Annotated in this window: 26 protein-coding genes, 1 pseudogene and 1 riboswitch; of the genes and pseudogenes, 26 read left to right on the top strand and 1 reads right to left on the bottom strand. The window is 69.7% G+C overall.

The window, feature by feature from the left end; translation table 11 throughout:
• The first annotated feature begins 196 nt into the window (after positions 1-196).
• From ACFWSK_RS06860 to ACFWSK_RS06780, 17 genes are all read left to right on the top strand, one after another.
• A complete protein-coding gene (locus ACFWSK_RS06860; protein ID WP_185298247.1) occupies positions 197-790 on the top strand; it encodes a hypothetical protein in 594 nt (197 codons plus the stop codon).
• 156 nt (positions 791-946) lie between these two features.
• Positions 947-1,384 (top strand): 30S ribosomal protein S16, encoded by a 438-nt coding sequence (rpsP, locus tag ACFWSK_RS06855; protein WP_383782783.1) that lies wholly within the window; start codon positions 947-949, stop codon positions 1,382-1,384.
• Between the two features lie 2 nt (positions 1,385-1,386).
• Positions 1,387-1,626, top strand: coding sequence for an RNA-binding protein (locus ACFWSK_RS06850; RefSeq protein WP_383782781.1), 240 nt, complete (start codon positions 1,387-1,389; stop codon positions 1,624-1,626).
• An 86-nt stretch (positions 1,627-1,712) separates the two neighbouring features.
• The gene (rimM, locus tag ACFWSK_RS06845) at positions 1,713-2,294 is read left to right on the top strand and encodes a ribosome maturation factor RimM (protein WP_383782779.1); all 582 of its coding nucleotides are present in this window, start codon (positions 1,713-1,715) and stop codon (positions 2,292-2,294) included.
• Positions 2,291-3,112, top strand: coding sequence for a tRNA (guanosine(37)-N1)-methyltransferase TrmD (gene trmD, locus ACFWSK_RS06840; RefSeq protein ID WP_383782777.1), 822 nt, complete (start codon positions 2,291-2,293; stop codon positions 3,110-3,112). The genes rimM and trmD overlap by 4 nt, the downstream gene beginning before the upstream one ends.
• Positions 3,113-3,237: 125 nt before the next feature.
• The gene (gene rplS, locus ACFWSK_RS06835) at positions 3,238-3,588 is read left to right on the top strand and encodes a 50S ribosomal protein L19 (protein ID WP_382735290.1); all 351 of its coding nucleotides are present in this window, start codon (positions 3,238-3,240) and stop codon (positions 3,586-3,588) included.
• A 45-nt stretch (positions 3,589-3,633) separates the two neighbouring features.
• The gene (lepB, locus tag ACFWSK_RS06830; protein ID WP_383782775.1) at positions 3,634-4,404 is read left to right on the top strand and encodes a signal peptidase I; all 771 of its coding nucleotides are present in this window, start codon (positions 3,634-3,636) and stop codon (positions 4,402-4,404) included.
• Entirely contained in the window at positions 4,397-5,473 is a 1,077-nt protein-coding gene (gene lepB / locus ACFWSK_RS06825; RefSeq protein ID WP_383782773.1) for a signal peptidase I, read from the top strand. Before lepB (ACFWSK_RS06830) ends, lepB (ACFWSK_RS06825) begins: the two co-directional genes overlap by 8 nt.
• Positions 5,376-6,269 (top strand): signal peptidase I, encoded by an 894-nt coding sequence (gene lepB, locus ACFWSK_RS06820; RefSeq protein WP_383782930.1) that lies wholly within the window; start codon positions 5,376-5,378, stop codon positions 6,267-6,269. The genes lepB (ACFWSK_RS06825) and lepB (ACFWSK_RS06820) overlap by 98 nt, the downstream gene beginning before the upstream one ends.
• Before the next feature lie 50 nt (positions 6,270-6,319).
• On the top strand, positions 6,320-7,084 hold the full coding sequence (gene lepB / locus ACFWSK_RS06815; protein WP_383782771.1) for a signal peptidase I: 765 nt from the start codon (positions 6,320-6,322) through the stop codon (positions 7,082-7,084).
• Positions 7,074-7,562, top strand: coding sequence for an NUDIX hydrolase (locus ACFWSK_RS06810; protein ID WP_383782769.1), 489 nt, complete (start codon positions 7,074-7,076; stop codon positions 7,560-7,562). Before lepB (ACFWSK_RS06815) ends, ACFWSK_RS06810 begins: the two co-directional genes overlap by 11 nt.
• Before the next feature lie 63 nt (positions 7,563-7,625).
• On the top strand, positions 7,626-7,934 hold the full coding sequence (locus tag ACFWSK_RS06805; RefSeq protein ID WP_003965949.1) for a DUF2469 domain-containing protein: 309 nt from the start codon (positions 7,626-7,628) through the stop codon (positions 7,932-7,934).
• An 83-nt stretch (positions 7,935-8,017) separates the two neighbouring features.
• Complete coding sequence (locus ACFWSK_RS06800; RefSeq protein ID WP_383782767.1) at positions 8,018-8,377, top strand: YraN family protein; 360 nt, start codon at positions 8,018-8,020, stop codon at positions 8,375-8,377.
• Complete coding sequence (locus tag ACFWSK_RS06795) at positions 8,377-10,002, top strand: YifB family Mg chelatase-like AAA ATPase (protein WP_383782765.1); 1,626 nt, start codon at positions 8,377-8,379, stop codon at positions 10,000-10,002. The genes ACFWSK_RS06800 and ACFWSK_RS06795 overlap by 1 nt, the downstream gene beginning before the upstream one ends.
• Positions 9,999-11,258 (top strand): DNA-processing protein DprA, encoded by a 1,260-nt coding sequence (gene dprA / locus ACFWSK_RS06790; protein ID WP_383782763.1) that lies wholly within the window; start codon positions 9,999-10,001, stop codon positions 11,256-11,258. The genes ACFWSK_RS06795 and dprA overlap by 4 nt, the downstream gene beginning before the upstream one ends.
• A 254-nt stretch (positions 11,259-11,512) precedes the next feature.
• The gene (gene whiG / locus ACFWSK_RS06785; RefSeq protein ID WP_383782761.1) at positions 11,513-12,349 is read left to right on the top strand and encodes an RNA polymerase sigma factor WhiG; all 837 of its coding nucleotides are present in this window, start codon (positions 11,513-11,515) and stop codon (positions 12,347-12,349) included.
• 130 nt (positions 12,350-12,479) lie between these two features.
• Positions 12,480-13,037 (top strand): TetR/AcrR family transcriptional regulator, encoded by a 558-nt coding sequence (locus ACFWSK_RS06780; RefSeq protein WP_383782929.1) that lies wholly within the window; start codon positions 12,480-12,482, stop codon positions 13,035-13,037.
• A 127-nt stretch (positions 13,038-13,164) separates the two neighbouring features.
• Here ACFWSK_RS06780 and ACFWSK_RS06775 read toward each other — a convergent pair.
• Positions 13,165-13,740: pseudogene (locus tag ACFWSK_RS06775) on the bottom strand (peptidoglycan DD-metalloendopeptidase family protein); the annotation flags it as partial.
• Positions 13,741-14,018: 278 nt separating this feature from the next.
• Here ACFWSK_RS06775 and rpsB point away from each other — a divergent pair.
• From rpsB to ACFWSK_RS06730, 9 genes are all read left to right on the top strand, one after another.
• On the top strand, positions 14,019-14,948 hold the full coding sequence (gene rpsB, locus ACFWSK_RS06770; RefSeq protein ID WP_383782759.1) for a 30S ribosomal protein S2: 930 nt from the start codon (positions 14,019-14,021) through the stop codon (positions 14,946-14,948).
• Between the two features lie 99 nt (positions 14,949-15,047).
• Positions 15,048-15,884 carry a translation elongation factor Ts gene (tsf, locus tag ACFWSK_RS06765; protein WP_383782757.1) on the top strand — a complete coding sequence of 279 codons (837 nt, stop codon included), beginning with the start codon at positions 15,048-15,050 and terminating at the stop codon, positions 15,882-15,884.
• Between the two features lie 159 nt (positions 15,885-16,043).
• Positions 16,044-16,820: a UMP kinase gene (gene pyrH, locus ACFWSK_RS06760; RefSeq protein ID WP_328906111.1), complete on the top strand. Its 777-nt coding sequence runs from the start codon at positions 16,044-16,046 to the stop codon at positions 16,818-16,820.
• A gap of 118 nt (positions 16,821-16,938) precedes the next feature.
• Positions 16,939-17,496 carry a ribosome recycling factor gene (gene frr, locus ACFWSK_RS06755; protein ID WP_073726823.1) on the top strand — a complete coding sequence of 186 codons (558 nt, stop codon included), beginning with the start codon at positions 16,939-16,941 and terminating at the stop codon, positions 17,494-17,496.
• On the top strand, positions 17,496-18,578 hold the full coding sequence (locus tag ACFWSK_RS06750) for a phosphatidate cytidylyltransferase (RefSeq protein ID WP_383782755.1): 1,083 nt from the start codon (positions 17,496-17,498) through the stop codon (positions 18,576-18,578). Before frr ends, ACFWSK_RS06750 begins: the two co-directional genes overlap by 1 nt.
• 104 nt (positions 18,579-18,682) lie before the next feature.
• Positions 18,683-19,789: a 23S rRNA (adenine(2503)-C(2))-methyltransferase RlmN gene (gene rlmN / locus ACFWSK_RS06745; protein ID WP_383782753.1), complete on the top strand. Its 1,107-nt coding sequence runs from the start codon at positions 18,683-18,685 to the stop codon at positions 19,787-19,789.
• 43 nt (positions 19,790-19,832) lie between these two features.
• Positions 19,833-19,949: riboswitch (TPP riboswitch) on the top strand.
• 83 nt (positions 19,950-20,032) lie between these two features.
• Positions 20,033-21,127, top strand: a complete 1,095-nt coding sequence (locus ACFWSK_RS06740; RefSeq protein ID WP_383782751.1) for a thiamine ABC transporter substrate binding subunit — start codon at positions 20,033-20,035, stop codon at positions 21,125-21,127.
• A gap of 56 nt (positions 21,128-21,183) precedes the next feature.
• The gene (locus ACFWSK_RS06735) at positions 21,184-22,797 is read left to right on the top strand and encodes an ABC transporter permease (RefSeq protein ID WP_383782928.1); all 1,614 of its coding nucleotides are present in this window, start codon (positions 21,184-21,186) and stop codon (positions 22,795-22,797) included.
• A 2-nt stretch (positions 22,798-22,799) separates the two neighbouring features.
• The gene (locus ACFWSK_RS06730) at positions 22,800-23,843 is read left to right on the top strand and encodes an ABC transporter ATP-binding protein (RefSeq protein ID WP_383782749.1); all 1,044 of its coding nucleotides are present in this window, start codon (positions 22,800-22,802) and stop codon (positions 23,841-23,843) included.
• Positions 23,844-23,875 lie beyond the last annotated feature (32 nt).

Genomic DNA, 23,875 nt, shown 5'->3' with positions numbered 1-23,875 from the left:
TCCCGCGCCGCCCCCGCGACCACGCGCCGGACGTACGAGGCGCTACGTACCACCTTGGTGCGAGCTGTGAACCTTCTCCGCAGATCTGCGCACCCGCCCTCGTCCGGACGCATCAACGGCAACTGACTGGTACGTGCAAATTATTTGGGATGCCCCAGAATAGGAACACAGGGGCACTCAGGCTCGTTGTCACGACGTGAGCACGACACCACCTGTACTTGCCGCAGAGCTGGCACAGGCGTGGGCCGATATTCAGCGGTACCACCCCGAGCTGCCCGATCTTGCCGCGCCCGAGTCCCTGATCGGAGAGTCGTCGTCCGCCTGTGGCGCCGAGCTCTCTTTCGAGCGACTGCTGCATGAGGCAGTCCATGGCATCGCCGCCGCGAGAGGTGTCCGCGACACCTCGCGCGCCGGCCGTTACCACAACCGACGATTCCTCGCGATCGCCGAGGAGATGGGCCTCGATCATGCCGAGGAACCCCATCCCAGCAGCGGATTCTCGCTGGTCACCCTGAACCCGGAGGCCAAGCGGAGGTACCGGCCGACCATCGAACGGCTGCAGCGCGCGCTCAAGGCGCACACCGTCGCCACAGCCGCCGACACCAAGCGTTCCTTCCGAGGGCCGGCCGCCCGGCACGGCTCCTCCGGAGGCGGCGTGCGGGTCAAGGCCGTCTGCGACTGCGGACGCAATGTGCGCGTGGTTCCCTCGGTCCTCGCGCAGGCCCCCATCGTCTGCGGCGGCTGCGGAAAGCCGTTCCGGATTCCGGAAGCGGCGGTCGCGGTGGGGTGACCCGATGCGGTGTGGCACAATGGACAGCTGTACTCGACAGTCGCATAGGACCCCTCTCTCCTCCGACTGACGCGTCCGTCGGGCACGCGAGTACCGCAACCCCACGTGGCATCTACGTTGTGCCCAACCACGTCAAGACCAGGAGACACCACTTCCGTGGCAGTCAAGATCAAGCTGAAGCGTCTGGGCAAGATCCGTTCGCCTCACTACCGCATCGTCGTCGCCGACTCCCGTACCCGCCGTGATGGTCGGGCCATCGAGGAGATCGGCCTGTACCACCCGGTACAGAACCCCTCGCGCATCGAGGTCAACGCAGAGCGCGCGCAGTACTGGCTGTCCGTCGGCGCCCAGCCGACCGAGCCGGTTCTCGCGATCCTCAAGCTCACCGGCGACTGGCAGGCCCACAAGGGTCTTCCGGCCCCGCCGCCGCTCCTGCAGCCGGAGCCCAAGGCTGACAAGCGCGCGCTGTTCGAGGCTCTGACCGCGGACGGCGACGAGGCCAAGGGTGAGGCCATCACCCAGAAGGCCAAGAAGGCCGACAAGAAGGCGGACGAGGCGGCTGACGCTGCGTCCACCGAGTCGACCGAGGCCTGAGCATGCTCGAGGAGGCTCTCGAGCACCTCGTGAAGGGCATCGTCGAAAATCCCGACGATGTGCAGGTCGCCTCGCGCGACCTGCGTCGTGGACGCGTGCTGGAAGTCCGGGTTCACCCGGACGACCTCGGCAAGGTGATCGGTCGTAACGGCCGCACCGCTCGCGCTCTGCGTACCGTCGTGGGTGCCATCGGCGGCCGTGGTATCCGCGTCGACCTCGTCGACGTGGATCAGGCTCGCTGAAGAGTTGAACACCGGCCAGGGCCGGGGAGGGCTTTCGAGCCGTCCCCGGCCTTTGTCGTCCGTAAACGATCACCTGGAGAAGTAGCGTGCAGTTGGTAGTCGCACGGATCGGCCGTGCCCATGGCATCAAGGGCGAGGTCACCGTCGAGGTGCGCACGGACGAGCCCGAGGTGCGGCTCGGCCCCGGTGCCGTCCTGGCCACCGAACCCGCCGAGACGGGACCGCTGACGATCGAGTCCGGCAGGGTTCACAGCGGCAGGCTGCTGCTCCGCTTCGAGGGCGTACGCGACCGTACGGGCGCGGAGGCCCTCCGTAACACCCTGCTGATCGCCGAGGTGGACCCGGACGAGCTTCCGGAGGACCCCGAGGAGTTCTACGACCATCAGCTCATGGACCTCGACGTGGTCCTCGCCGACGGCACCGAGGTCGGCCGGATCACCGAGATCACGCACCTGCCGTCCCAGGACCTGTTCATCGTGGAGCGCCCGGACGGCAGCGAGGTGATGATCCCCTTCGTCGAGGAGATCGTCGGCGAGATCGACCTGGAGGAGCAGCGCGTGGTCATCACCCCGCCGCCCGGGCTGATCGACGAGAGCGAGGCCGTGGTCGCCACCTCGCGCGAGGAGGAGGGCGACGAGTCCACCCCGTCCGGGGACGGGAACCGATGAGGCTCGACGTCGTCACGATCTTCCCGGAGTACCTGGAGCCGCTGAACGTCTCGCTCGTCGGCAAGGCCCGGGCCCGCGGCCGGCTCGATGTGCACGTCCACGACCTCCGGGAGTGGACCTACGACCGGCACAACACGGTCGACGACACCCCTTACGGCGGTGGTCCCGGCATGGTCATGAAGACCGGCCCCTGGGGCGACTGCCTGGACGAGACGCTCGCCGACGGCTACGAGGCCGGTGCGCACTCCCCGGTGATCGTGGTGCCAACGCCCAGCGGGCGCCCCTTCACCCAAGAACTGGCCGTGGAGCTCTCCGAGCGGCCGTGGCTGATCTTCACGCCCGCCAGGTACGAGGGCATCGACCGCCGGGTGATGGACGAGTACGCCACGCGTATGCGGGTCGTCGAGGTGTCCATCGGGGACTACGTCCTGGCCGGCGGGGAAGCCGCCGTACTGGTCATCACGGAGGCCGTGGCGCGGCTGCTGCCGGGTGTCCTCGGCAACGCCGAATCGCACCGCGACGACTCCTTCGCGCCGGGTGCCATGGCGAATCTGCTGGAGGGCCCCGTCTACACCAAGCCGCCCGAGTGGCGCGGTCGCGGTATTCCGGAGGTCCTGCTCAGCGGTCACCACGGCAGGATCGCGCGCTGGCGCCGGGACGAGGCATTTCGTCGAACCGCGCTCAACAGGCCGGATCTGATTGAGCGTTGCGAGGCATCGGGCTTCGACAAGAAGGACCGGGAGATGCTTTCCATCCTCGGCTGGTCCCCGGGGCCCGGCGGCCGATTTTGGCGCAGGCCCGAGGGCATGGAAGAATAACGCTGCTGTACGTCCGGTGTGCGCCCCTGCCACAGGGGGAAAGACGCCCGCCCGACGCGATCAGCACCCGAATCTTTCCTCTCTCCCGTCGATGACCTGTGGCATCGGCGAAGAAAGCAGACAACATGTCTCATCTGCTCGATGGCGTCAACGCCGCTTCGCTGCGTACCGACGTCCCGGCCTTCCGCGCCGGTGACACCATCAACGTCCACGTGCGCGTGATCGAGGGCAACCGCTCCCGTATCCAGCAGTTCAAGGGCATCGTCATCCGCCGCCAGGGCGCGGGCGTCAGCGAGACCTTCACGGTCCGCAAGGTGTCCTTCAGCGTCGGCGTCGAGCGCACCTTCCCGGTGCACAGCCCGATCTTCGAGAAGATCGAGCTCGTCACCCGCGGTGACGTCCGTCGCGCCAAGCTGTACTTCCTCCGTGAGCTGCGCGGCAAGGCCGCGAAGATCAAGGAGAAGCGCGACCGCTGAGCTGACTCCAAGGTCCTCGGTACGGCCGGATAAGCTTCGGCTCCGATGGACACGGACACACAGCACACAGAGCGCGATCGCTCCTCCGGACCCGCAGAAGGGCCGGAGGAGGGGTCGCGCTCTTCGCGTATCCCGGGCCGGATATCCACGGCGATGTCCTGGAGGCGTGCCGCCTCCCTGGGCGCCGCCCTCACGGTGATCCTGCTGCTGTTCAGCAACTTCGTGGTGCAGCCCTTCCTCATTCCCAGCGGCTCGATGGAGTCGACGCTGCGGGTCGGGGACCGGGTCCTCGTCAACAAACTGGCGTACCGTTTCGGCTCCGCACCACAGCGTGGCGACGTAGTGGTCTTCGACGGCACGGGCTCCTTCGTCCAGGAGACGTCCGGGGGCGACCCCGTCACCGCCCTGCTGCACGGCGCGGCCGCGTCTCTCGGTCTGGCCGAACCCGCCGAGACCGACTTCGTGAAGCGGGTGGTGGGCGTGGGCGGCGATCGCGTGGTCTGCTGCGACCGGCAGGGGAGGCTCCAGGTGAACGGGCGGTCCGTGGACGAGGAGTACCTGCACCGGGGCGACGAACCGTCCTCGGTGGCGTTCGACATCGTCGTACCCGAAGGCACCCTGTGGATGATGGGCGACCACCGCAGCAACTCGCGTGACTCCCGGGAGCTCCTGGGGCAGCCCGGTGGCGGCATGGTCCCCGTGGACATGGTGATCGGGCGGGTCGACTGGCTCGGCTGGCCGCTGGGCCGGCTGGGCTCCCTGCCCGGCACCGGCGCCTTCGACGGCGTAGGCGTACCGGGCGGAGCCCATGGGTAACCGCGGGCGCCCGCGCGGAGTGTCGGACGAGGAGGTCCCGCTGCCGACCGGGACCAGACCCACCACTCGCCGTTCGCTGCCGACCCGGGCGGAGCGCCGCAAACTGGCCCGCAAGGTCAAGCGGCGCCGGCGCAGGTCCGCGGCGAAGGAGATCCCCCTCCTCATCCTCGTGGCGCTGCTGATCGCGCTGGTCCTCAAGACCTTCCTGGTGCAGGCGTTCGTGATTCCGTCCGGTTCGATGGAACAGACCATCCGGATCGGCGACCGGGTACTGGTGGACAAACTCACGCCGTGGTTCGGTTCCAGGCCGGAGCGCGGCGACGTCGTCGTGTTCAAGGACCCGGGAGGCTGGCTCCAGCAGGAGCAGGCCACCCAGGAGAAGGACCCGCCCATCGGCCTCAAGCAGGCCGAGGAACTGCTCACCTTCATCGGGCTGCTGCCGTCCGACGACGAGCAGGACCTGATCAAGCGGGTGGTGGCCGTCGGCGGCGACACCGTCAGATGCTGCGGCGAGGACGGCCGGCTCACGGTCAACGGTGTACCGCTCAATGAGCGATACGTGCATCCCGAGGACAAACCGTCCACCCTCAAGTTCGAGGTAGAGGTCCCGGCGGGCCGCATCTTCGTGATGGGTGACCACCGGTCCAATTCCGCCGACTCGCGTTTCCATCTCGACGAACCGGAAAAGGGCACGGTTTCCGAGGACGAGGTCGTGGGCCGGGCCGTCGTGATCGCATGGCCGTTTGATCACTGGCGCAAGCTGGAGGAACGGGAGACGTACGCCTCGGTCCCGGCCGCGGGCCCGGGGACGGCGGCCGGGACCGCCGGGTCGAATAGTGTGTCCTCCCGGGATCGATACGGAATGGTCCCGCTCCCGACCCCTGCGGAACTCCCGCTCGTTATGGGAGTGGTGGGCCTGCACCGACTAGGGCGCGGGCGGTGGCACGGATTGAGGAGTGGATGTGGGGGATTTGGCGGTCGGCGCACGATCCGGACACGACGAACCCGAGGACCGGCCGGAGCATTCCGGGTCTCAGGGGGAGGCGTCGGTGGGCCGGACGGAGAGTGACGGCGACTCCCCGGACAGTGGTGGCAAGGCTCCGAAGAAGCAGCGCTCCTTCTGGAAGGAGCTGCCGCTGCTCATCGGTATCGCGCTGATTCTTGCGCTGCTGATCAAGACATTCCTGGTTCAGGCGTTCTCGATCCCGTCCGACTCCATGCAGAACACGCTGCAGCGGGGCGACCGGGTGCTGGTCGACAAGCTGACCCCGTGGTTCGGCTCGGAGCCGGAGCGCGGCGAGGTCGTGGTCTTCCACGACCCGGGCGGCTGGCTTGAGGACACCGTGACGCCCGAGCCCAATGTGGCGCAGAAGTTCCTCAGCTTCATCGGTCTGATGCCGTCGGCCGAGGAGAAGGACCTGATCAAGCGGGTCATCGCGGTCGGCGGCGACACGGTGGAGTGCAAGAAGAACGGGCCGGTGACCGTCAACGGCAAGGCGCTGGACGAGAAGTCGTTCATCTTCGCCGGGGACACTCCCTGCAACGACGAGCCGTTCGGGCCGATCAAGGTGCCCGACGGCCGTATCTGGGTGATGGGTGACCACCGCAGCAACTCGCTGGACTCCCGGTACCACCAGGAGCTGCCCGGCCAGGGCACGGTCTCCACGGACGAGGTCGTCGGCCGGGCTGTCGTCGTCGCCTGGCCGATCAACCGCTGGGCGACGCTGCCGGTCCCCGGCACCTTCGACCAGCCCGGGCTGAACGCGGCCGCGGCGATGGCGCCGGGTGCACTGGGTGTAGCCGGAGCGCTGCCCCTCGTGTTGTGGCGCCGCCGGAGGCTGACCCGCGGGCATACCGCCGGGTAGGGTGCCGACTCGGATCAGCGATTGTCGATCTCCGATGGGGGAGCGCTGGGATGAGCGGTACGCAACGCAACGATGACGGCCGCGGCCGGGCCGGCACCATGGTGTCGGCTCTGGCCGTGGCCGTCGGCTGTGTGCTCTTCCTCGGCGGATTCGCCTGGGGAGCGGTGGTGTACAAGCCGTACACGGTGCCGACCGCATCCATGAGCCCGACGGTCAACGCCGGGGACCGGGTGCTCGCGGAGCGGATCGACGGCGCCGATGTGAGGCGCGGGGACGTCGTGGTCTTCACCGATTCGGTATGGGGCAACCAGCCGATGGTGAAGAGAGTGGTCGGTGTCGGTGGCGACAAGGTCGCCTGCTGCGACGCCGAGGGGCGGCTCACCATTAACGGCGAGCCGGTCGAGGAACCGTATCTGCAGGCGCAGTTGCCCGCAGGGGGCCAGGCGGCGGCCCCGGCCGCGCAGCAGGACTTCACGGCCGTGGTTCCCAAGGGCCAGGTGTTCCTCCTGGGCGACGAGCGCAGCACCTCGCTGGACTCCAGGGTCCACCTGGAGGACCCCGGACAGGGGTCGGTTCCGCTCAGCGCCGTGCAGGCGCGGCTGGACGCCGTCGCATGGCCGTCGCAGAGCCTGATCGAGAGGCCGGAGAGCTTCGCGGGGCTGCCCGGCGGGATCTCGGCCGGCGGACCGCTGCCGCTCCAGCTCGGCGCGGTGCTGGTGGGCGTCGTACTCATCCTGGGCGGGGCCGCCGCCGGCCCGATCGCGGCACGCGCCTCGCGCCGCGGCCGCACAGCGGGGCCCGCGAGTGCCCGCTGAGTCGCGCAGGGTGGCCCGGGTGGTGCTCCTCGACCCGGACGACCGCATCCTGCTCCTGCACGGATTCGAACCGGACGACCCGGCGAAGTCCTGGTGGTTCACTCCGGGTGGCGGCCTGGAGGGCGAGGAGACCCGGGAAGAGGCCGCACTGCGCGAACTCGCTGAGGAAACCGGGATCACGGACGTGGAACTCGGCCCGGTGCTCTGGAAGCGGACCTGCTCGTTTCCGTTCGACGGGCGGCGCTGGGACCAGGACGAGTGGTACTTCCTGGCCCGAACGGCGCAGACCGTTACCGCCCCCACGGCCTTCACCGATCTGGAGCTGCGGAGTATCGCGGGCTCCAGGTGGTGGACTTCCGCCGAACTGCTCGCGGCGCGTGAGACGGTGTACCCGACCAGACTCGCCGAGCTGCTGCGCACGCTGCTCGATGAGGGTCCTCCACGTCATCCGCTGGTCCTGGCCCCCGAAATCGTCTAATCGACCGGGAGCGGGAGAGGCTGACGCACAATAGGGGGACGCACGGCTGAAGGGGAACATGCCATGAGCGCCGAGGACCTCGAGAAGTACGAGACCGAGATGGAGCTGAAGCTCTACCGGGAGTACCGCGATGTCGTCGGTCTGTTCAAATATGTGATCGAGACCGAACGGCGCTTCTACCTCACCAACGACTACGAGATGCAAGTGCACTCGGTCCAGGGTGAGGTCTTTTTCGAGGTGTCCATGGCGGACGCCTGGGTCTGGGACATGTACCGGCCCGCCCGATTCGTCAAACAGGTCCGTGTTCTGACCTTCAAGGACGTCAACATCGAGGAGCTCAACAAGAGCGATCTCGAACTTCCGGGTGGCTGAGTTATCCACAATCGCTGAGTTATCCACCAAGATCCACCAGGTCCGGCCCGACGCGGCAGAGTCGGTGCCGGAGGTGGTGCCGAATGAACGCACGGGGGGCACTCGGGCGGTACGGCGAGGATCTGGCGGCGCGGCTGCTGACCGAAGCGGGTATGGCGGTCCTGGCGCGCAACTGGCGGTGCCGTGCCGGAGAGATCGACATCGTCGCAGGTGACGGCGATGCCCTGGTCATCTGCGAGGTCAAGACCCGCAGAGCGGGTGCCTTCGAGCATCCGATGGCGGCCGTCACACCGGCCAAGGCCGACCGGCTGCGAAGGCTCGCCGGGATCTGGCTCGACCGGCACGGCGGACCGCCGTCCGGTGGGGTCCGGATCGATCTGGTCGGAGTGGTCCTGCCCCGGCGTGGAGCACCCGTCGCCGAGCATGTGCGGGGGGTGGCCTGATGGGGTTCGCTCGTGCGTGTTCGGTGGCGCTGGTCGGTGTCGAGGGCGTGGTGGTGGAGGTCCAGGCGGACCTGGAGCCGGGAGTGGCTGCGTTCACCCTGGTGGGACTGCCCGACAAGAGCCTGGTGGAGAGCCGGGACAGGGTCAGGGCCGCGGTGGTCAATTCGGGTGCCGAATGGCCGCAGAAGAAGCTCACGGTGGGTCTCTCCCCGGCATCGGTGCCCAAGAGCGGCAGCGGGTTCGATCTCGCCGTCGCGTGCGCGGTACTCGGTGCGGCGGAACGCATCGATCCGGCGGCCATCGCCGATGTGGTGATGATCGGAGAGCTGGGCCTGGACGGCAGGGTCCGTCCGGTGCGCGGGGTGCTGCCCGCGGTGCTCGCCGCGGCGGAGGCGGGGTACCGCCACGTGGTCGTCCCGGAACAGACCGCAGGGGAGGCGGCCCTCGTACCGGGTGTCTCGGTCCTCGGCGTACGGAGCCTGCGACAGCTTATCGCCGTGCTCGCGGACGAGCCGGTCCCCGAGGAACCGATGGCGGCCCAGGGGCGCCCCGACAGCATGCTGGCCGGGCTGATGATGCCCGGAGCGGGGGTCGGGACGGGTCTTGCCCCGTTCGCGGCGCAGGGCAGCGACGGCCACCGGCCCGACCTCTCGGACGTCGCCGGGCAGCACAGACCGCGCAAGGCCCTTGAGGTGGCAGCGGCGGGGGGCCACCACCTGCTGCTCTCGGGCCCGCCGGGCGCGGGGAAGACCATGCTGGCGGAACGGCTCTCGGCGATCCTGCCGCCGCTGACCCGTCAGGAATCCCTCGAAGTGACGGCGGTGCATTCGGTGGCGGGCATTCTCCCGCCCGGTGAACCCCTGGTCACCAGGGCGCCGTACTGCGCACCGCACCACTCGGCGACGATGCAGTCCCTCGTGGGCGGGGGCAACGGCCTTCCGCGGCCAGGGGCGGTCTCGTTGGCTCACAGAGGTGTGCTCTTTCTGGACGAGGCACCTGAGTTCTCCGGACGGGCGCTCGACGCGCTGCGGCAGCCGCTGGAGTCCGGGCACGTGGTCGTCGCCCGCGCGGCCGGAGTGGTCCGGCTGCCCGCGCGCTTCCTCATGGTGCTGGCCGCCAACCCGTGCCCCTGCGGGCGGCACACCCTCAGTGGGGCGGGGTGCGATTGCCCGCCCTCCATGATCCGGCGCTACCAGTCGAGGCTCTCCGGGCCGCTGCTCGACCGGGTCGATCTGAGGGTCGAGGTGGAGCCCGTCAACCGGGCGGACCTCATGGGGCGCGGCGGGCGGGGAGAGACGACGGCCGAGGTTGCCGCCCGGGTGCGGGAGGCCAGGGAGCGGGCGGCGGACCGGCTCGCCGGCACCCCCTGGGCCACCAACAGTGAGGTGCCGGGGCATGAGCTGCGGACCAGGCTCCTCGTGGCCCCCGGTGCGCTGCTCGCGGCCGAGCGCGACATGGAACGGGGAGGTCTGACGGCACGGGGACTGGACCGGGTGCTGCGAGTGGCGTGGACCGTCGCGGATCTCCGGGCCGCCGACCGCCCCGACGCCTCGGATGTCGCGGTCGCCCTGGAAATGCGGACGGGCATCCAGCGAGGGGTGCCGATGGAGACCGGGGCGTCATGAACCGGCTGGTGGAGGGGGCTGGAGTAGCGGGACGGGACCGGCGCGGGAGGCCGGCGGGCGGTGGCTCCGGCGGATACGGGGAGCGGGGCGACCGGGCGGGCTGCGATGACCGGGAGCGGCTGGCGCGGGTTGCTCTGACGCGGATTCTCGAACCGGGTGACGAACGTGCCGGCCGCTGGTTGCGGGAGACCGGTCCGGTCGAGCTCGTCCGGCGCCTCACCGCCGGCGACGGCCCGGCGGAGCAGCTGCCGGGGATGACGGCCGTGCGGCTGGGCGGATACCGCTTACGGGCGTCGGCAGCCGAACCGGAGCGGGATCTGGCGGCGGTGGCCGCGGCCGGCGGGCGATTCCTCTGCCCCGGAGACCGGGAGTGGCCGACGCAGCTCGACGATCTGGGCGATGCCAGGCCCGTGGGCCTGTGGGTGCGGGGGCGTTGTGACCTGCGCCTGTGGGCACTGCGCTCGGTCGCGGTGGTCGGCGCCCGGGCCTGCACACCGTACGGCGCGCACATGGCCGCGAATCTCGGTTCCGGACTCGCGGAGCGCGGCTGGGTGGTGGTCTCGGGGGCCGCGTACGGAGTGGACGGGGCGGCGCATCGCGGAGCCCTCGCCGCGGGCGGCGCGACGACGGCGGTGCTCGCTTGCGGAGTGGACGTGTCCTACCCGCGGGGTCACGCCGAGTTGATCGGACGCATGGCCGAACAGGGGCTGGTCATCAGTGAGTTGCCGCCGGGTTCCCATCCGACGCGCAGCAGGTTCATCCTCCGTAACCGGGTGATCGCGGCCCTGACCAGAGGGACGGTCGTGGTCGAGGCCGAGTACCGCAGCGGTTCACTCGTCACCGCCCGCAGCGCCCAGCGGCTCGGCCGCTTCACGATGGGAGTGCCCGGCCCCGCGACCAGTGGACTGTCGGCCGGCGTCCATGAACTACTGCGCGGTGAGGGCGTGTTGGTGACCGACGCTGCCGAAGTGGTCGAACTCGTCGGCGACATCGGTGATCTCGCTCCCGAGCGGCGCGGCCCCGTGCTCCCCAGGGACCTGCTCGACGCCGTGACCGCACGGGTCCTGGAGGCTCTGCCGTACCGGGGTGCCGTCGAGGGCCGGGAGGTGGCGCGCACCGCCGGACTCACCGCCGACGAGGCGCTCGGCCGGCTGTACGAACTGCACTCACTGGGGTTCGTCGAACGGGAAGGCGACGGATGGCGGTTGACGCGGAGGCCGACATGCAACGAGGACGAGCGGCGAGGCGGTACTTGACCTGGAGCATTCGGGTGAAAAGGTGAGGCCGATGACCTCGGCGGCTCTCTTGGCGATGCCTCCGGGGCCGGCGCACGCGGCGACGGCCCCGGATGTCAGTCATGACCGGCGGTGCGCGCGATGGGGCAGAATCGCCCGGTGCAGGCCCCCGGTCCTGCGCGCACCGCGACACTTCGGTCACGCTACGCTCACAAGGGTTCCGCACCAGACAGAAGTTCCCCAGCGCTTCACAGCAGAACGGCTCAAGGCACCACATGCCCCAGCACACCTCCGGGTCTGACCGCGCGGCAGTACCACCGGCCGCGCGTGGCACTGTGCGCCCAGCTGCCCCCTCCTCGCTCGACGAGTTGTGGCGTTCCTACAAGTCCACGGGCGACGGGCGGCTGCGGGAGCAGCTGATCCTGCACTACTCGCCCCTGGTGAAGTACGTCGCCGGCCGGGTGAGCGTCGGGCTGCCGCCCAACGTGGAGCAGGCGGACTTCGTCTCCTCCGGAGTCTTCGGGCTCATCGACGCCATCGAGAAGTTCGACGTCGAGCGGGCCATCAAGTTCGAGACGTACGCGATCACCCGGATCCGAGGCGCGATGATCGACGAACTCAGGGCGCTGGACTGGATCCCCCGCTCCGTCAGGCAGAAGGCGCGGAATGTGGAGCGTGCCTACGCCACGCTGGAGGCGCAGCTGCGGCGCACGCCGTCGGAGGCGGAGGTGGCCGCGGAGATGGGCATCGCTCTGGAGGAACTGCACGCCGTTTTCAGCCAGTTGTCACTGGCCAACGTGGTGGCCCTGGAAGATCTGCTGCACGTCGGCGGCGAGGGCGGCGACCGGCTGAGCCTGATGGACACGCTGGAGGACACGGCCGCCGACAATCCGGTGGAGGTCGCCGAGGGCCGTGAGCTCAGACGGTTGCTCGCCCGGGCCATCAATACGCTCCCCGAGCGGGAGAAGACGGTCGTCACCCTCTACTACTACGAAGGGCTGACCCTCGCCGAGATCGGCAACGTCCTCGGGGTCACCGAGAGCCGGGTCAGCCAGATCCACACGAAGTCCGTGCTGCAACTCCGGGCGAAACTGGCCGACGCGGGACGTTGAGCCAGTCCTCGGACAACGGCTCTCCGGCAGCCGGCCGGGGTGGCTTCGGCCACCCGAACAGAGGCGCGCACCCCCTCCCGAACACCTGCCGCCGTAGAGTGGACGCGTGCCCAGGATTCGAGCGGCCTCCGTGGCCGAGCACCGGACCATGCAGCGTGGCGCCCTCCTCGACGCCGCACGCTCCTTGCTGTCCGAGGGCGGTACGGAGGCGCTGACCTTCCCCGCTCTCGCCGAGCGCACAGGGCTCGCCAGGTCCTCCGTCTATGAGTACTTCCGCTCCCGTGCGGCCGTCGTGGAAGAGCTCTGCGCCGTCGACTTCCCCGTCTGGGCGGCCGAGGTCGAGAACGCGATGGCGCGTGCCGGGACGCCGGAGGGGAAGATCGAGGCGTACGTCCGCAGGCAGCTCGACCTCGTCGGGGACCGGCGCCACCGCGCGGTCGTGGCGATCTCCGCGAGCGAGCTGGACGCGGGCGCACGCGAGAAGATCCGGGCCGCGCACGGGGGGCTGATCGCCATGATCGTCGAGGCGCTGAGCGATCTCGGACATGCGCAGCCGAGGCTCGCGGCGATGCTGCTGCAGGGCTCGGTGGACGCCGCCGTGCGCCGTATCGAGCTGGGCGCGGCCGAGGAACCGGGCGTGGTCGCCGAGACGGCCGTCGCGATGATCCTGCGCGGAGTCCGGGGCTGACGGTCGCCACGGCCGCGGCCGACGCGAGCATTCCCGCGTGCGGCGCGTGCCCGGCCGGCCCGCGCACTCCGTAGCCCGCCTCCCGGCTCCCGGCCACCGGCCCGGACCCCGCACCGGCCGGGGGCCGCGGCTCCGGTACGCCGAACACCGGCAGCAAGCGGGAAGGGCCGCGCCTCAGCAGGGAGGGCGGCAGCAGCGTCAGAGGGTCCAGATAGCTCCCGCCGCGTCGCAGCCCCCAGTGCAGGCAGGCTCCAGGGCAGTGGAAAGGTCCCGTCTCCAGAACCGCCACCGCCTGACCGGCCACGACCTCCTCGCCCTCGGCGACCAGGGCCCGCACCGGCTCGTACGTGGTGCGCAGAGATGGTTCCCCGCTCCCGGCCACCTCGATGGCGAGCACCCCCCGTCCGGCCACCGGCCCGGCGAACGACACACGGCCGGAGGCGGCCGCCAGCACCGCGGCGCCCGGTTGTGCGGTGAGGTCGGCGCCGCGGTGACCCGGCCCGTACGGCCCGGCGGGCGGCTCCCACCCGCGTACCACCGCGGGGCGGCCCGCCAAGGGCCACGAGCGGTCTCCGTCCGGCGCGGGCCGCCCGGACGCATGGGCGCCGGCACAGGCGGCCGCCACCGCGAGGAGGGCCGCGGACACGGCGAACAGAACGGCGGCAGGGCGGCGGGACAGGTGCTTTCCAGGTGTGCGGAGCATGACCGCAACGCTGCCCGGAGCCGCCGGTCCGCGGGGATCATGAACGCGATCTGTGGACAACGGACGGGTTGTGGACAGCGCCGTCACCCGGCACCCGACGGGTCCCGTACACTTTCCTTGGCGATCCGGGTGACCGGGTCGACTTCGCACGCCCCGCCACCACCCTCTCTGCGGACGGTGGCCGCGCTCCTCGGTCCCTTGTGGCACGGCGCGTCGGGGCGTCAGGCGCGACAGCAATCCTGCGGTCGCGATAACCGAGTACCTCAAGGAGTACGGCCATGGCCGTCGTCACGATGCGGGAGCTGCTGGAAAGCGGCGTCCACTTCGGTCACCAGACCCGTCGTTGGAACCCGAAGATGAAGCGCTTCATCTTCACGGAGCGCAACGGCATCTACATCATCGACCTGCTCCAGTCGCTGTCGTACATCGACCGCGCCTACGAGTTCGTCAAGGAGACCGTCGCCCACGGCGGTTCCATCATGTTCGTCGGCACCAAGAAGCAGGCGCAGGAAGCGATCGCCGAGCAGGCGACGCGCGTGGGCATGCCCTACGTCAACCAGCGCTGGCTCGGCGGCATGCTGACCAACTTCTCCACCGTCTACAAGCGCCTCCAGCGCCTGAAGGAGCTGGAGCTCATCGACTTCGAGGACGTGGCCGCGTCGGGCCTCACCAAGAAGGAGCTCCTGGTTCTCTCGCGCGAGAAGGCCAAGCTGGAGAAGACCCTTGGTGGTATCCGCGAGATGCAGAAGGTGCCCAGCGCCGTCTGGATCGTCGACACCAAGAAGGAGCACATCGCCGTCGGTGAGGCGCGCAAGCTCCACATCCCGGTCGTCGCGATCCTCGACACCAACTGCGACCCCGACGAGGTCGACTACAAGATTCCGGGCAACGACGACGCGATCCGCTCCGTCACCCTGCTCACCCGCGTGATCGCCGACGCCGTCGCCGAGGGCCTCATCGCCCGTTCCGGTGCCGCCACCGGTGACTCGAAGCCGGGCGAGAAGGCCGCCGGCGAGCCCCTCGCCGAGTGGGAGCGCGACCTGCTCGAGGGCGACAAGAAGGCCGACGCCGAGGTTCAGACCTCCGCCGAGACCGAGAAGGTCGCCGACGCCGAGGCTCCTGTCGCCGAGGCCGCTGCCGAGGCGCCCGCCGCCGAGGTCCCCGCTGCCGAGGCCGAGGCTCCGGCCGCGGACGCCGAGCAGGCCTGACACCCGTCACGGCTGAAGACGGCGGGGGCCGGTGCCACAGGCACCGCCCCCGCCGTTCACCCGTAGATCTTTCAGACTTCGAGAGAGAAATACAGACTCATGGCGAACTACACCGCCGCGGACGTCAAGAAGCTCCGTGAGCTCACCGGCGCCGGCATGATGGACTGCAAGAAGGCCCTCGACGAGGCCGACGGCAGCGTCGAAGGGGCCGTCGAGGCCCTCCGTATCAAGGGTCAGAAGGGCGTCGCCAAGCGCGAAGGCCGTTCTGCCGAGAACGGCGCCGTCGTCTCCCTCATCTCCGAGGACAAGACCTCCGGCGTCCTGCTCGAGCTGAAGTGCGAGACGGACTTCGTCGCCAAGGGCGAGAAGTTCCAGGCCGTCGCCAACGCGCTGGCCGCGCACGTCGCCGCCACCTCCCCGGCCGACATCGAGACGCTTCTCGCGTCCGAGATCGAGGCCGGCAAGACCGTCCAGGCGTACGTGGACGAGGCCAACGCCAACCTTGGCGAGAAGATCGTCCTGGACCGCTTCGCGCAGTTCACCGGCGGTTACGTGGCTGCGTACATGCACCGCACCATGCCCGACCTCCCGCCGCAGGTCGGCGTGCTCGTCGAGCTGGACAAGGAGAACGCCGAGGTCGCCAAGGACGTCGCGCAGCACATCACTGCCTTCGCCCCGAAGTACCTCAACCGCGACGAGGTCCCGGCCGAGACGGTCGAGAACGAGCGTCGCGTCGCCGAGGCCACCTCTCGCGAGGAGGGCAAGCCCGAGGCCGCCCTTCCGAAGATCGTCGAGGGTCGCGTCAACGGCTTCTTCAAGGACGTCGTCGTCCTGGAGCAGGCGTTCGCCAAGGACCCGAAGAAGTCCGTCCAGAAGATCCTGGACGAGGCCGGTGTCAGCCTGAAGCGCTTCGCGCGCATCAAGGTCGGCATCTGAGTCCGTCCGCGAACAACGGTGGACCCCGATAGGGTCTAGTGCAGTCGACGGCCGCACTCATGCCGGACGACCGCAGATCTGACGAGGAGGCCATTGCCGCTGAGGGACACCAGACCCACCGGCAATGGCCTTCTTCGTATGTGCACGAGGAGAATTTCCATGGACAAGGGCGCGGACGCCACACAGGCCGACCACAAGCGCGACGAGGGCACGATTTCCGGACGCTTCATGCTGAAGCTTTCGGGGGAGGCGTTCGCCGGCGGCGGGGGCCTCGGTGTCGACCCCGATGTCGTGCACACCATCGCCCGCGAAATCGCCGCGGTCGTACGGGACGGCGCGGAGATCGCGGTAGTGATCGGCGGCGGGAACTTCTTCCGTGGTGCCGAGCTCCAGCAGCGTGGCATGGACCGGGCCCGGTCCGACTACATGGGCATGCTCGGCACCGTGATGAACTGCCTCGCACTCCAGGACTTCCTGGAGAAGGAAGGCATCGACTCGCGCGTCCAGACCGCCATCACCATGGGCCAGGTCGCGGAGCCGTACATCCCGCTGCGCGCCGTGCGGCACCTGGAGAAGGGGCGCGTCGTCATCTTCGGCGCGGGCATGGGCATGCCGTACTTCTCCACCGACACCACCGCCGCCCAGCGCGCGCTGGAGATCGACGCCAAGGCCCTGCTGATGGGCAAGAACGGGGTGGACGGGGTCTATGACTCCGACCCGAAGACCAACCCCGGCGCGGTGAAGTTCGACGCCCTGGAGTACAGCGAGGTGCTCGCCCGCGACCTCAAGGTCGCCGACGCCACCGCCATCACGCTCTGCCGTGACAACCAGCTGCCGATCCTCGTCTTCGAGCTGACCGCCGAGGGCAACATCGCCCGCGCGGTCAAGGGTGAGAAGATCGGCACGCTCGTGAGTGACGAGGGCACCAGGGCCTGACGGCCCCCAAGGATGGACAACGCCTGCCGGTCGGACACCGTGCAGGTGAGGACGCGACGCAGGATGATCCGCAGGGCCCGACGATGCCGGGTCCACTCTAGACACGCAGGAGCACGTGGTGATCGAAGAAATCCTCCTCGAGGCCGAGGAGAAGATGGAGAAGGCCGTTGTCGTCGCGAAAGAGGACTTCGCCGCGATCCGCACCGGCCGTGCGCACCCGGCGATGTTCAACAAGATCGTCGCGGACTACTACGGCGCGCTGACCCCGATCAACCAGCTGGCCTCGTTCTCGGTTCCCGAACCGCGGATGGCCGTGGTGACTCCGTTCGACAAGACCGCACTGCGCAACATCGAGCAGGCGATCCGCGACTCGGACCTCGGCGTCAACCCGAGCAACGACGGCAACATCATCCGTGTGACGTTCCCGGAGCTCACGCAGGACCGCCGCAAGGAGTACATCAAGGTCGCCAAGACCAAGGCCGAGGACTCCAAGATCTCGATCCGCTCCATCCGCCGCAAGGCCAAGGAGACGCTCGACAAGCTCGTCAAGGACAAGGAGTCCGGCGAGGACGAGGTGCGCCGCGCGGAGAAGGAGCTCGACGACACCACCGCGAAGTACGTCGCCCAGGTGGACGAGCTGCTCAAGCACAAGGAAGCCGAGCTGCTCGAAGTCTGATGAACGACTCTTCCTGGGGTGCCCGGCAGGGAGCCGGTTACTGGGGCGCGCCCCACATGGGAGCCGCTCCGGCGGGTCCTGCATACGATGTGCATGACGCCCAGCAGACTCGGCCCATGCCCATCGTGCCGGACGTTCCCGACGCAGGTAGAGACGCTGACAACCGCGACGACCGGGACAGGGAAGCCGCGCGCGTCAGCGGCCCCCTGTTCCGTGACGAGATGCCGCAGGAGCCCATGTCCACCCCGCCGCAGCCCCCGCCGAAGAAGCGTGCCGGGCGTGATCTCCGCGCCGCCATAGGGGTGGGCGTGGCGCTCGGTGCCGTCATCGTCGCCTCGCTCTTCGTCGTGAAGGCCGCCTTCATCGGCGTGATCGTGGCCGCGGTCGTGGTCGGTCTGTGGGAGCTCACCTCCCGCCTGGAGGAGCGCAAGGGCATCAAGGCGCCCCTCGTGCCGCTCGCGGTCGGTGGCGCGGCGATGGTCGTCGCCGGGTACGTGCGCGGGGCGGAGGGCGCCTGGGTCGCCATGGCGCTCACGGCGCTCGCCGTCCTGGTCTGGCGGATGACCGAACCGCCCGAGGGGTATCTCAAGGACGTCACGGCCGGCGTGTTCGCCGCCTTCTACGTGCCGTTCCTGGCCACGTTCGTGGCGATGCTGCTCGCCGCCGACGACGGCCCCCAGCGCGTCCTGACGTTCCTGCTGCTGACCGTGGTCAGCGACACGGGGGCGTACGCGGTCGGCTGGCGCTTCGGCAAGCACAAGCTCGCACCGCGCATCAGCCCCGGCAAGACCCGCGAGGGTCTGCTCGGGGCCGTGAGTTTCGCCATGGCCGCAGGCGCGCTGTGCATGGAGTTCCTGATCGCCGGCGGCGCCTGGTGGCAGGGCCTGCTGCTGGGTCTCGCGGTCGCCGCCAGTGCCACCCTCGGTGACCTGGGCGAATCCATGATCAAGCGCGATCTGGGGATCAAGGACATGGGCACGCTGCTGCCCGGCCACGGCGGGATCATGGACCGGCTGGACTCGCTGCTGCCGACCGCGCCCGTGGTCTGGCTGCTGCTGGTGATTTTCGTCGGATCGGGCTGACACACCGCGCCCGCACACCGTCTGACCTGCAAAGTTGTGAGCGAGGGCCCGTTGTCCACAGGACGGCGGGCCCTTACTCGTCTGTCTGCGACACTGGAAGAACCATGCCAAAGCCCGGAGAACTCACTTTTGTCGCGCCCCGCGGAGCCAAGAAGCCGCCGCGGCATCTCGCCGACCTCACGCCCGACGAGCGCAAGGAAGCAGTCGCCGCGATCGGCGAGAAGCCGTTCCGCGCCAAGCAGCTGTCGCAGCACTACTTCGCGCGGTACGCGCACGACCCGTCGGAGTGGACCAACATTCCGGCCGCGTCGCGCGAGGGCCTCGCCGAGGCGCTGTTCCCCGACCTGATGTCCGTGGTGCGGCACATCAGCTGCGACGACGACACCACCCGTAAGACGCTCTGGAAGCTGCATGACGGGACGCTCGTGGAGTCCGTCCTCATGCGTTACCCGGAGCGGGTGACCATGTGCATCTCCTCGCAGGCGGGCTGCGGGATGAACTGCCCGTTCTGTGCCACGGGGCAGGCCGGGCTCGACCGCAATCTGTCGACCGCCGAGATCGTGCACCAGATCGTGGACGGCATGCGGGCACTGCGTGACGGCGACGTTCCTGGCGGGCCGGCGCGGCTCTCCAACATCGTCTTCATGGGCATGGGCGAGCCCCTCGCCAACTACAAGCGCGTCGTCGGCGCGATCCGCCGGCTGACCGATCCCGAGCCCGACGGGCTGGGTCTCTCGCAGCGCGGGATCACCGTCTCCACAGTGGGCCTGGTGCCCGCGATGCTGCGCTTCGCCGACGAGGGCTTCAAGTGCCGTCTCGCCGTCTCGCTGCACGCTCCGGACGACGAGCTGCGTGACACGCTCGTCCCCGTGAACACGCGCTGGAAGGTGCGGGAGGTGCTGGACGCCGCCTGGGAGTACGAGGCGAAGTCCGGCCGTCGCATCTCCATCGAGTACGCGCTGATCCGCGACATCAACGACCAGGCGTGGCGGGGTGACCGGCTCGGCCGGCTGCTCAAGGGCAAGCGGGTGCACGTCAACCTGATCCCGCTGAACCCGACGCCGGGTTCCAAGTGGACCGCCTCGCGGCCCGAGGACGAGAAGGCGTTCGTCGAGGCCATCGCGGCCCACGGCGTGCCCGTCACGGTCCGGGACACCCGCGGCCAGGAGATCGACGGGGCCTGCGGACAGCTGGCGGCCTCCGAGCGCTGAAGCGGAAGGGGCCCGGTGTAGCCTGGGCGCCACATTCAACTTCATATTCCGACAGGGGAGCGCCACAGCGCTGAGAGTGCGGCACCGAGGACAGGCTGGCCGCAGACCCTCTGAACCTCGCCCGGGTCATTCCGGGTAGGAAGTTCGGACCTTACTCAAGCTGTTGCGCCCTGCCCGCTTCCCGATGATCACTGGGAAGCGGGCAGGGCCGCGTCTCTTCCTGGTCACTTCCAGGAGGATCACATGAGCACCACCACGAAGATCACCGTGACCGCGGTCGCCGCCGCGCTCGGTGTCACGGCTCTCGCGGGCTGCGGAAGTTCCGACGACGCCTCCGAGGGGGCGAAGGGCTCCGGCTCCAAGACCGTGACGCTGGTCAGCCACGACTCCTTCAACGCCTCGAAGGACGTACTGAAGGCGTTCACCGAGGAGACCGGCTACACCGTCAAGGTCCTGAAGAGCGGTGACGCCGGTGCCGCGCTCAACCAGGAGATCCTGACCAAGGGCTCCCCGCGCGGTGATGTGTTCTTCGGCGTCGACAACACGCTGCTCTCCCGCGCCCTCGACAACGGCCTGTTCACGCCGTACGAGGCCAAGGGCCTCGACCGGGTGGCGGACGACGTGCGGCTCGACGCGGACAAGCACCGGGTCACGCCGGTCGACACCGGGGACATCTGCGTCAACTACGACAAGAAGTACTTCGCCGACAAGAAGCTCGCGCCGCCGCGGTCCTTCGACGACCTGCTGAAGCCCGCGTACAAGAACCTGCTCGTCACCGAGAACGCCGCCACCTCGTCGCCCGGCCTGGGCTTCCTCCTCGGTACCGTCGCCGCCTACGGCGAGGACGGCTACGAGGACTACTGGAAGAAGCTGAAGGACAACGGCGTCAAGGTCGTCGACGGCTGGGAGCAGGCGTACAACGACGAGTTCTCCGGCTCCGCGGGCGGCAGGAAGGCCAAGGCCGACCGGCCCCTCGTCGTCTCCTACGCCTCCAGCCCGCCCGTCGAGGTGCTGTACGCCGAGCCGCGGCCGGCCGAGGCCCCGACCGGCGTCGCCACCGGGACCTGCTTCCGGCAGATCGAGTTCGCGGGCCTGCTGGACGGCGCGAAGAACGAGGCGGGCGGCAAGGCCCTGCTGGACTTCCTGATCGGTCAGAAGTTCCAGGAGGACATGCCGCTGAACATGTTCGTGAACCCGGTCGTGAGCGACGCGAAGCTGCCGGAGCTCTTCACCGAGTTCGGCGCGAAGGTCGACGAGCCGACGACCGTGGCCCCGGAGAAGATCGCCGAGAACCGTGAGCAGTGGGTCCGGTCGTGGTCCTCGCTCGTGGTGAAGTAGCCGGCCGCTCCGTGCGCAAGGGGCAGGTACGCGGAAGCGCGGTGCGGCTCGGCCTGATGGCCGTGCCCGTCGCGTTCTTCGCGCTGTTCTTCGCCTACCCCGTCGCCGCGATCGTCGGCCGCGGGCTGAAGGACGCGGGCCGGTGGCAGTTCGGCCGGATCGGTGAGGTGCTGGGCCGGCCCGAGATCCTCGACGTCCTGTGGTTCACCACCTGGCAGGCACTCGCCTCCACCGCGCTCACCCTGATCCTCGCGCTGCCCGGCGCCTATGTGTTCGCCCGTTTCGACTTCCCCGGCAAACAGTTGCTGCGGGCCGTGGTCACGGTGCCGTTCGTGCTGCCGACCGTGGTCGTCGGGACGGCGTTCCTGGCGCTGCTCGGCCGCGGCGGTTTCCTCGACGAGCTGTGGGGTGTGCGGCTCGACACCACCGTGTGGGCGATCCTGCTCGCGCACGTCTTCTTCAACTACGCCGTGGTCGTACGGACCGTCGGCGGCCTGTGGGCGCAGCTCGACCCACGGCAGGAGGAGGCCGCCAGGGTCCTCGGGGCCGGACGGTACGCGGCCTGGCGGCGGGTCACCCTGCCCGCGCTGGCGCCCGCCGTGGCCGCTGCGGCGCTGATGGTCTTCCTCTTCACGTTCACCTCCTTCGGCGTCGTGCAGATCCTTGGCGGCCCGGCCTTCTCCACGCTCGAGGTGGAGATCTACCGGCAGACCGCCCAGCTCCTCGATCTGCCGACGGCCGCCGTACTGACCCTCGTGCAGTTCGCCGCGGTCGGTGCGATCCTCGCCGTGCACGCCTGGACCGTACGGCGGCGCGAGACCGCTCTGAAGCTGGTCGATCCGGAACAGACCGCCCGCAGGCCGCGTGGCGCCGGGCAGTGGGCGCTGCTCGGCGGGGTGCTGCTGACCGTCCTGCTGCTGATCCTGCTGCCGCTCGGTGTGCTGGTCGAGCGCTCCTTCGACGGGCCGGGCGGTTACGGGTTCGGCTTCTACGGCGCGCTGCAGTCCGCCGACGCGAGCGGCTCCACGTTCCTCGTTCCGCCGCTCGAAGCCGTCTGGAACTCGCTCCGATACGCGCTCGTCGCGACCCTCATCGCACTTGTCGTCGGCGGGCTGGCCGCGGCGGCGCTCACCAGGCGGGCGGGTCGGCTGGTGCGCGGGTTCGACGCGCTGCTGATGCTGCCGCTCGGGGTGTCCGCCGTGACGGTCGGCTTCGGCTTCCTGATCACGCTCGACAAGCCGCCGCTCGATCTGCGGACCTCCTGGATCCTGGTCCCGCTCGCGCAGGCGCTGGTGGGCGTCCCCTTCGTCGTACGGACCATGCTGCCGGTCCTGCGTGCGGTGGACGGGCGGCTCCGGGAGGCGGCGGCGGTGCTCGGGGCCTCGCCGCTGCGGGCCTGGCGCGAGGTCGACCTGCCGCTCGTGCGCAGGGCGCTGCTGGTCGCGGCGGGCTTCGCGTTCGCCGTGTCGCTCGGCGAGTTCGGCGCGACCGTGTTCATCGCGCGCCCCGACAATCCGACGCTGCCGGTCGCGGTCGCCCGGCTGCTGGGGCGGTCCGGGGAGCTCAACTACGGGCAGGCGATGGCGCTCAGCACGATTCTGATGCTCGTCTGCGCGGTCTCGCTGCTGCTGCTGGAACGTATCCGCACCGACCGATCCGGGGAGTTCTGACGATGCTGACACTGGAATCGGCCACGGTCCGCTTCGGGAAGCGGAAGGCGCTCGACGCGGTGGACCTGGAGGTCGCCGACCACGAGATCGTCTGTGTGCTCGGGCCGAGCGGCAGCGGCAAGTCGACGCTGTTGCGGGTGGTCGCCGGGCTCCAGCCCATGGACGGCGGCCGGGTGCTGCTGGGCGGCGCCGACCAGGCCGGGGTGCCGGTGCACCGGCGGGGTCTCGGCCTGATGTTCCAGGACCACCAGCTGTTCCCGCACCGCGATGTCGGCGCCAATGTCGCGTTCGGGCTGCGGATGCACGGTGCCGGGCGGGCGGAGCGGGAACGCGGAGTCGCCGAGCTGCTCGACCTGGTCGGGCTGCCGGGCGCCGGGCGCCGGGCCGTCGCCACACTGTCGGGCGGGGAGCAGCAGCGCGTCGCGCTCGCCCGTGCGCTCGCCCCCAGCCCGAAACTGCTGATGCTGGACGAGCCCCTGGGACAGCTGGACCGGAGCCTGCGCGAACGTCTGGTCGTCGAGCTCCGTACGCTCTTCGGCCGCCTGGGCACCACGGTCCTGGCCGTCACGCACGACCAGGGCGAGGCGTTCGCGCTCGCCGACCGGGTGGTCGTGATGCGCGACGGGCGGATCGCCCAGACGGGAACCCCGCTGGAGGTCTGGCAGCGGCCCGCCTCCGCGTTCGTCGCCCGCTTCCTCGGCTTCGACAACGTGGTGGACGCCGAGGTGACCGGCACGGTGGCGGACACGGTCTGGGGCAAGGTGGCCGTGCCCGAAGGGGAGTGGCAGGGTCCGTGCGAGCTGCTGGTGCGGCCGGCCGGGGTGCGGATCGGTGCTCCGGAGGAGGGCCTGCGCTGCACGGTGGGAGTGCGTACGTTCCGGGGGCACCACGTCTCCGTACTGCTGCACCCCGAGCGCGGGCCCGCGCTGGAGGCGGAGTGTGCGCTGCGGGACACCCCGGAGGAAGGCGCAGTGGCCGGGGTGACCTTCGAGGTGGCCGAGACGGTGGTCCTGGCACCGGCTGTCCGGGGGCAGTCCGGGGAGTGACCGGCTGGCGGCACCCTCCGGAGCCTGGTCCC

The sequence above is a fragment of the Streptomyces sp. NPDC058620 genome (genome assembly GCF_042717135.1).
Classification (GTDB): Bacteria; Actinomycetota; Actinomycetes; order Streptomycetales; family Streptomycetaceae; genus Streptomyces.
Note: the sequence above shows the minus strand (reverse complement) of the source record. Positions and strands in the feature narration are given on the sequence as shown.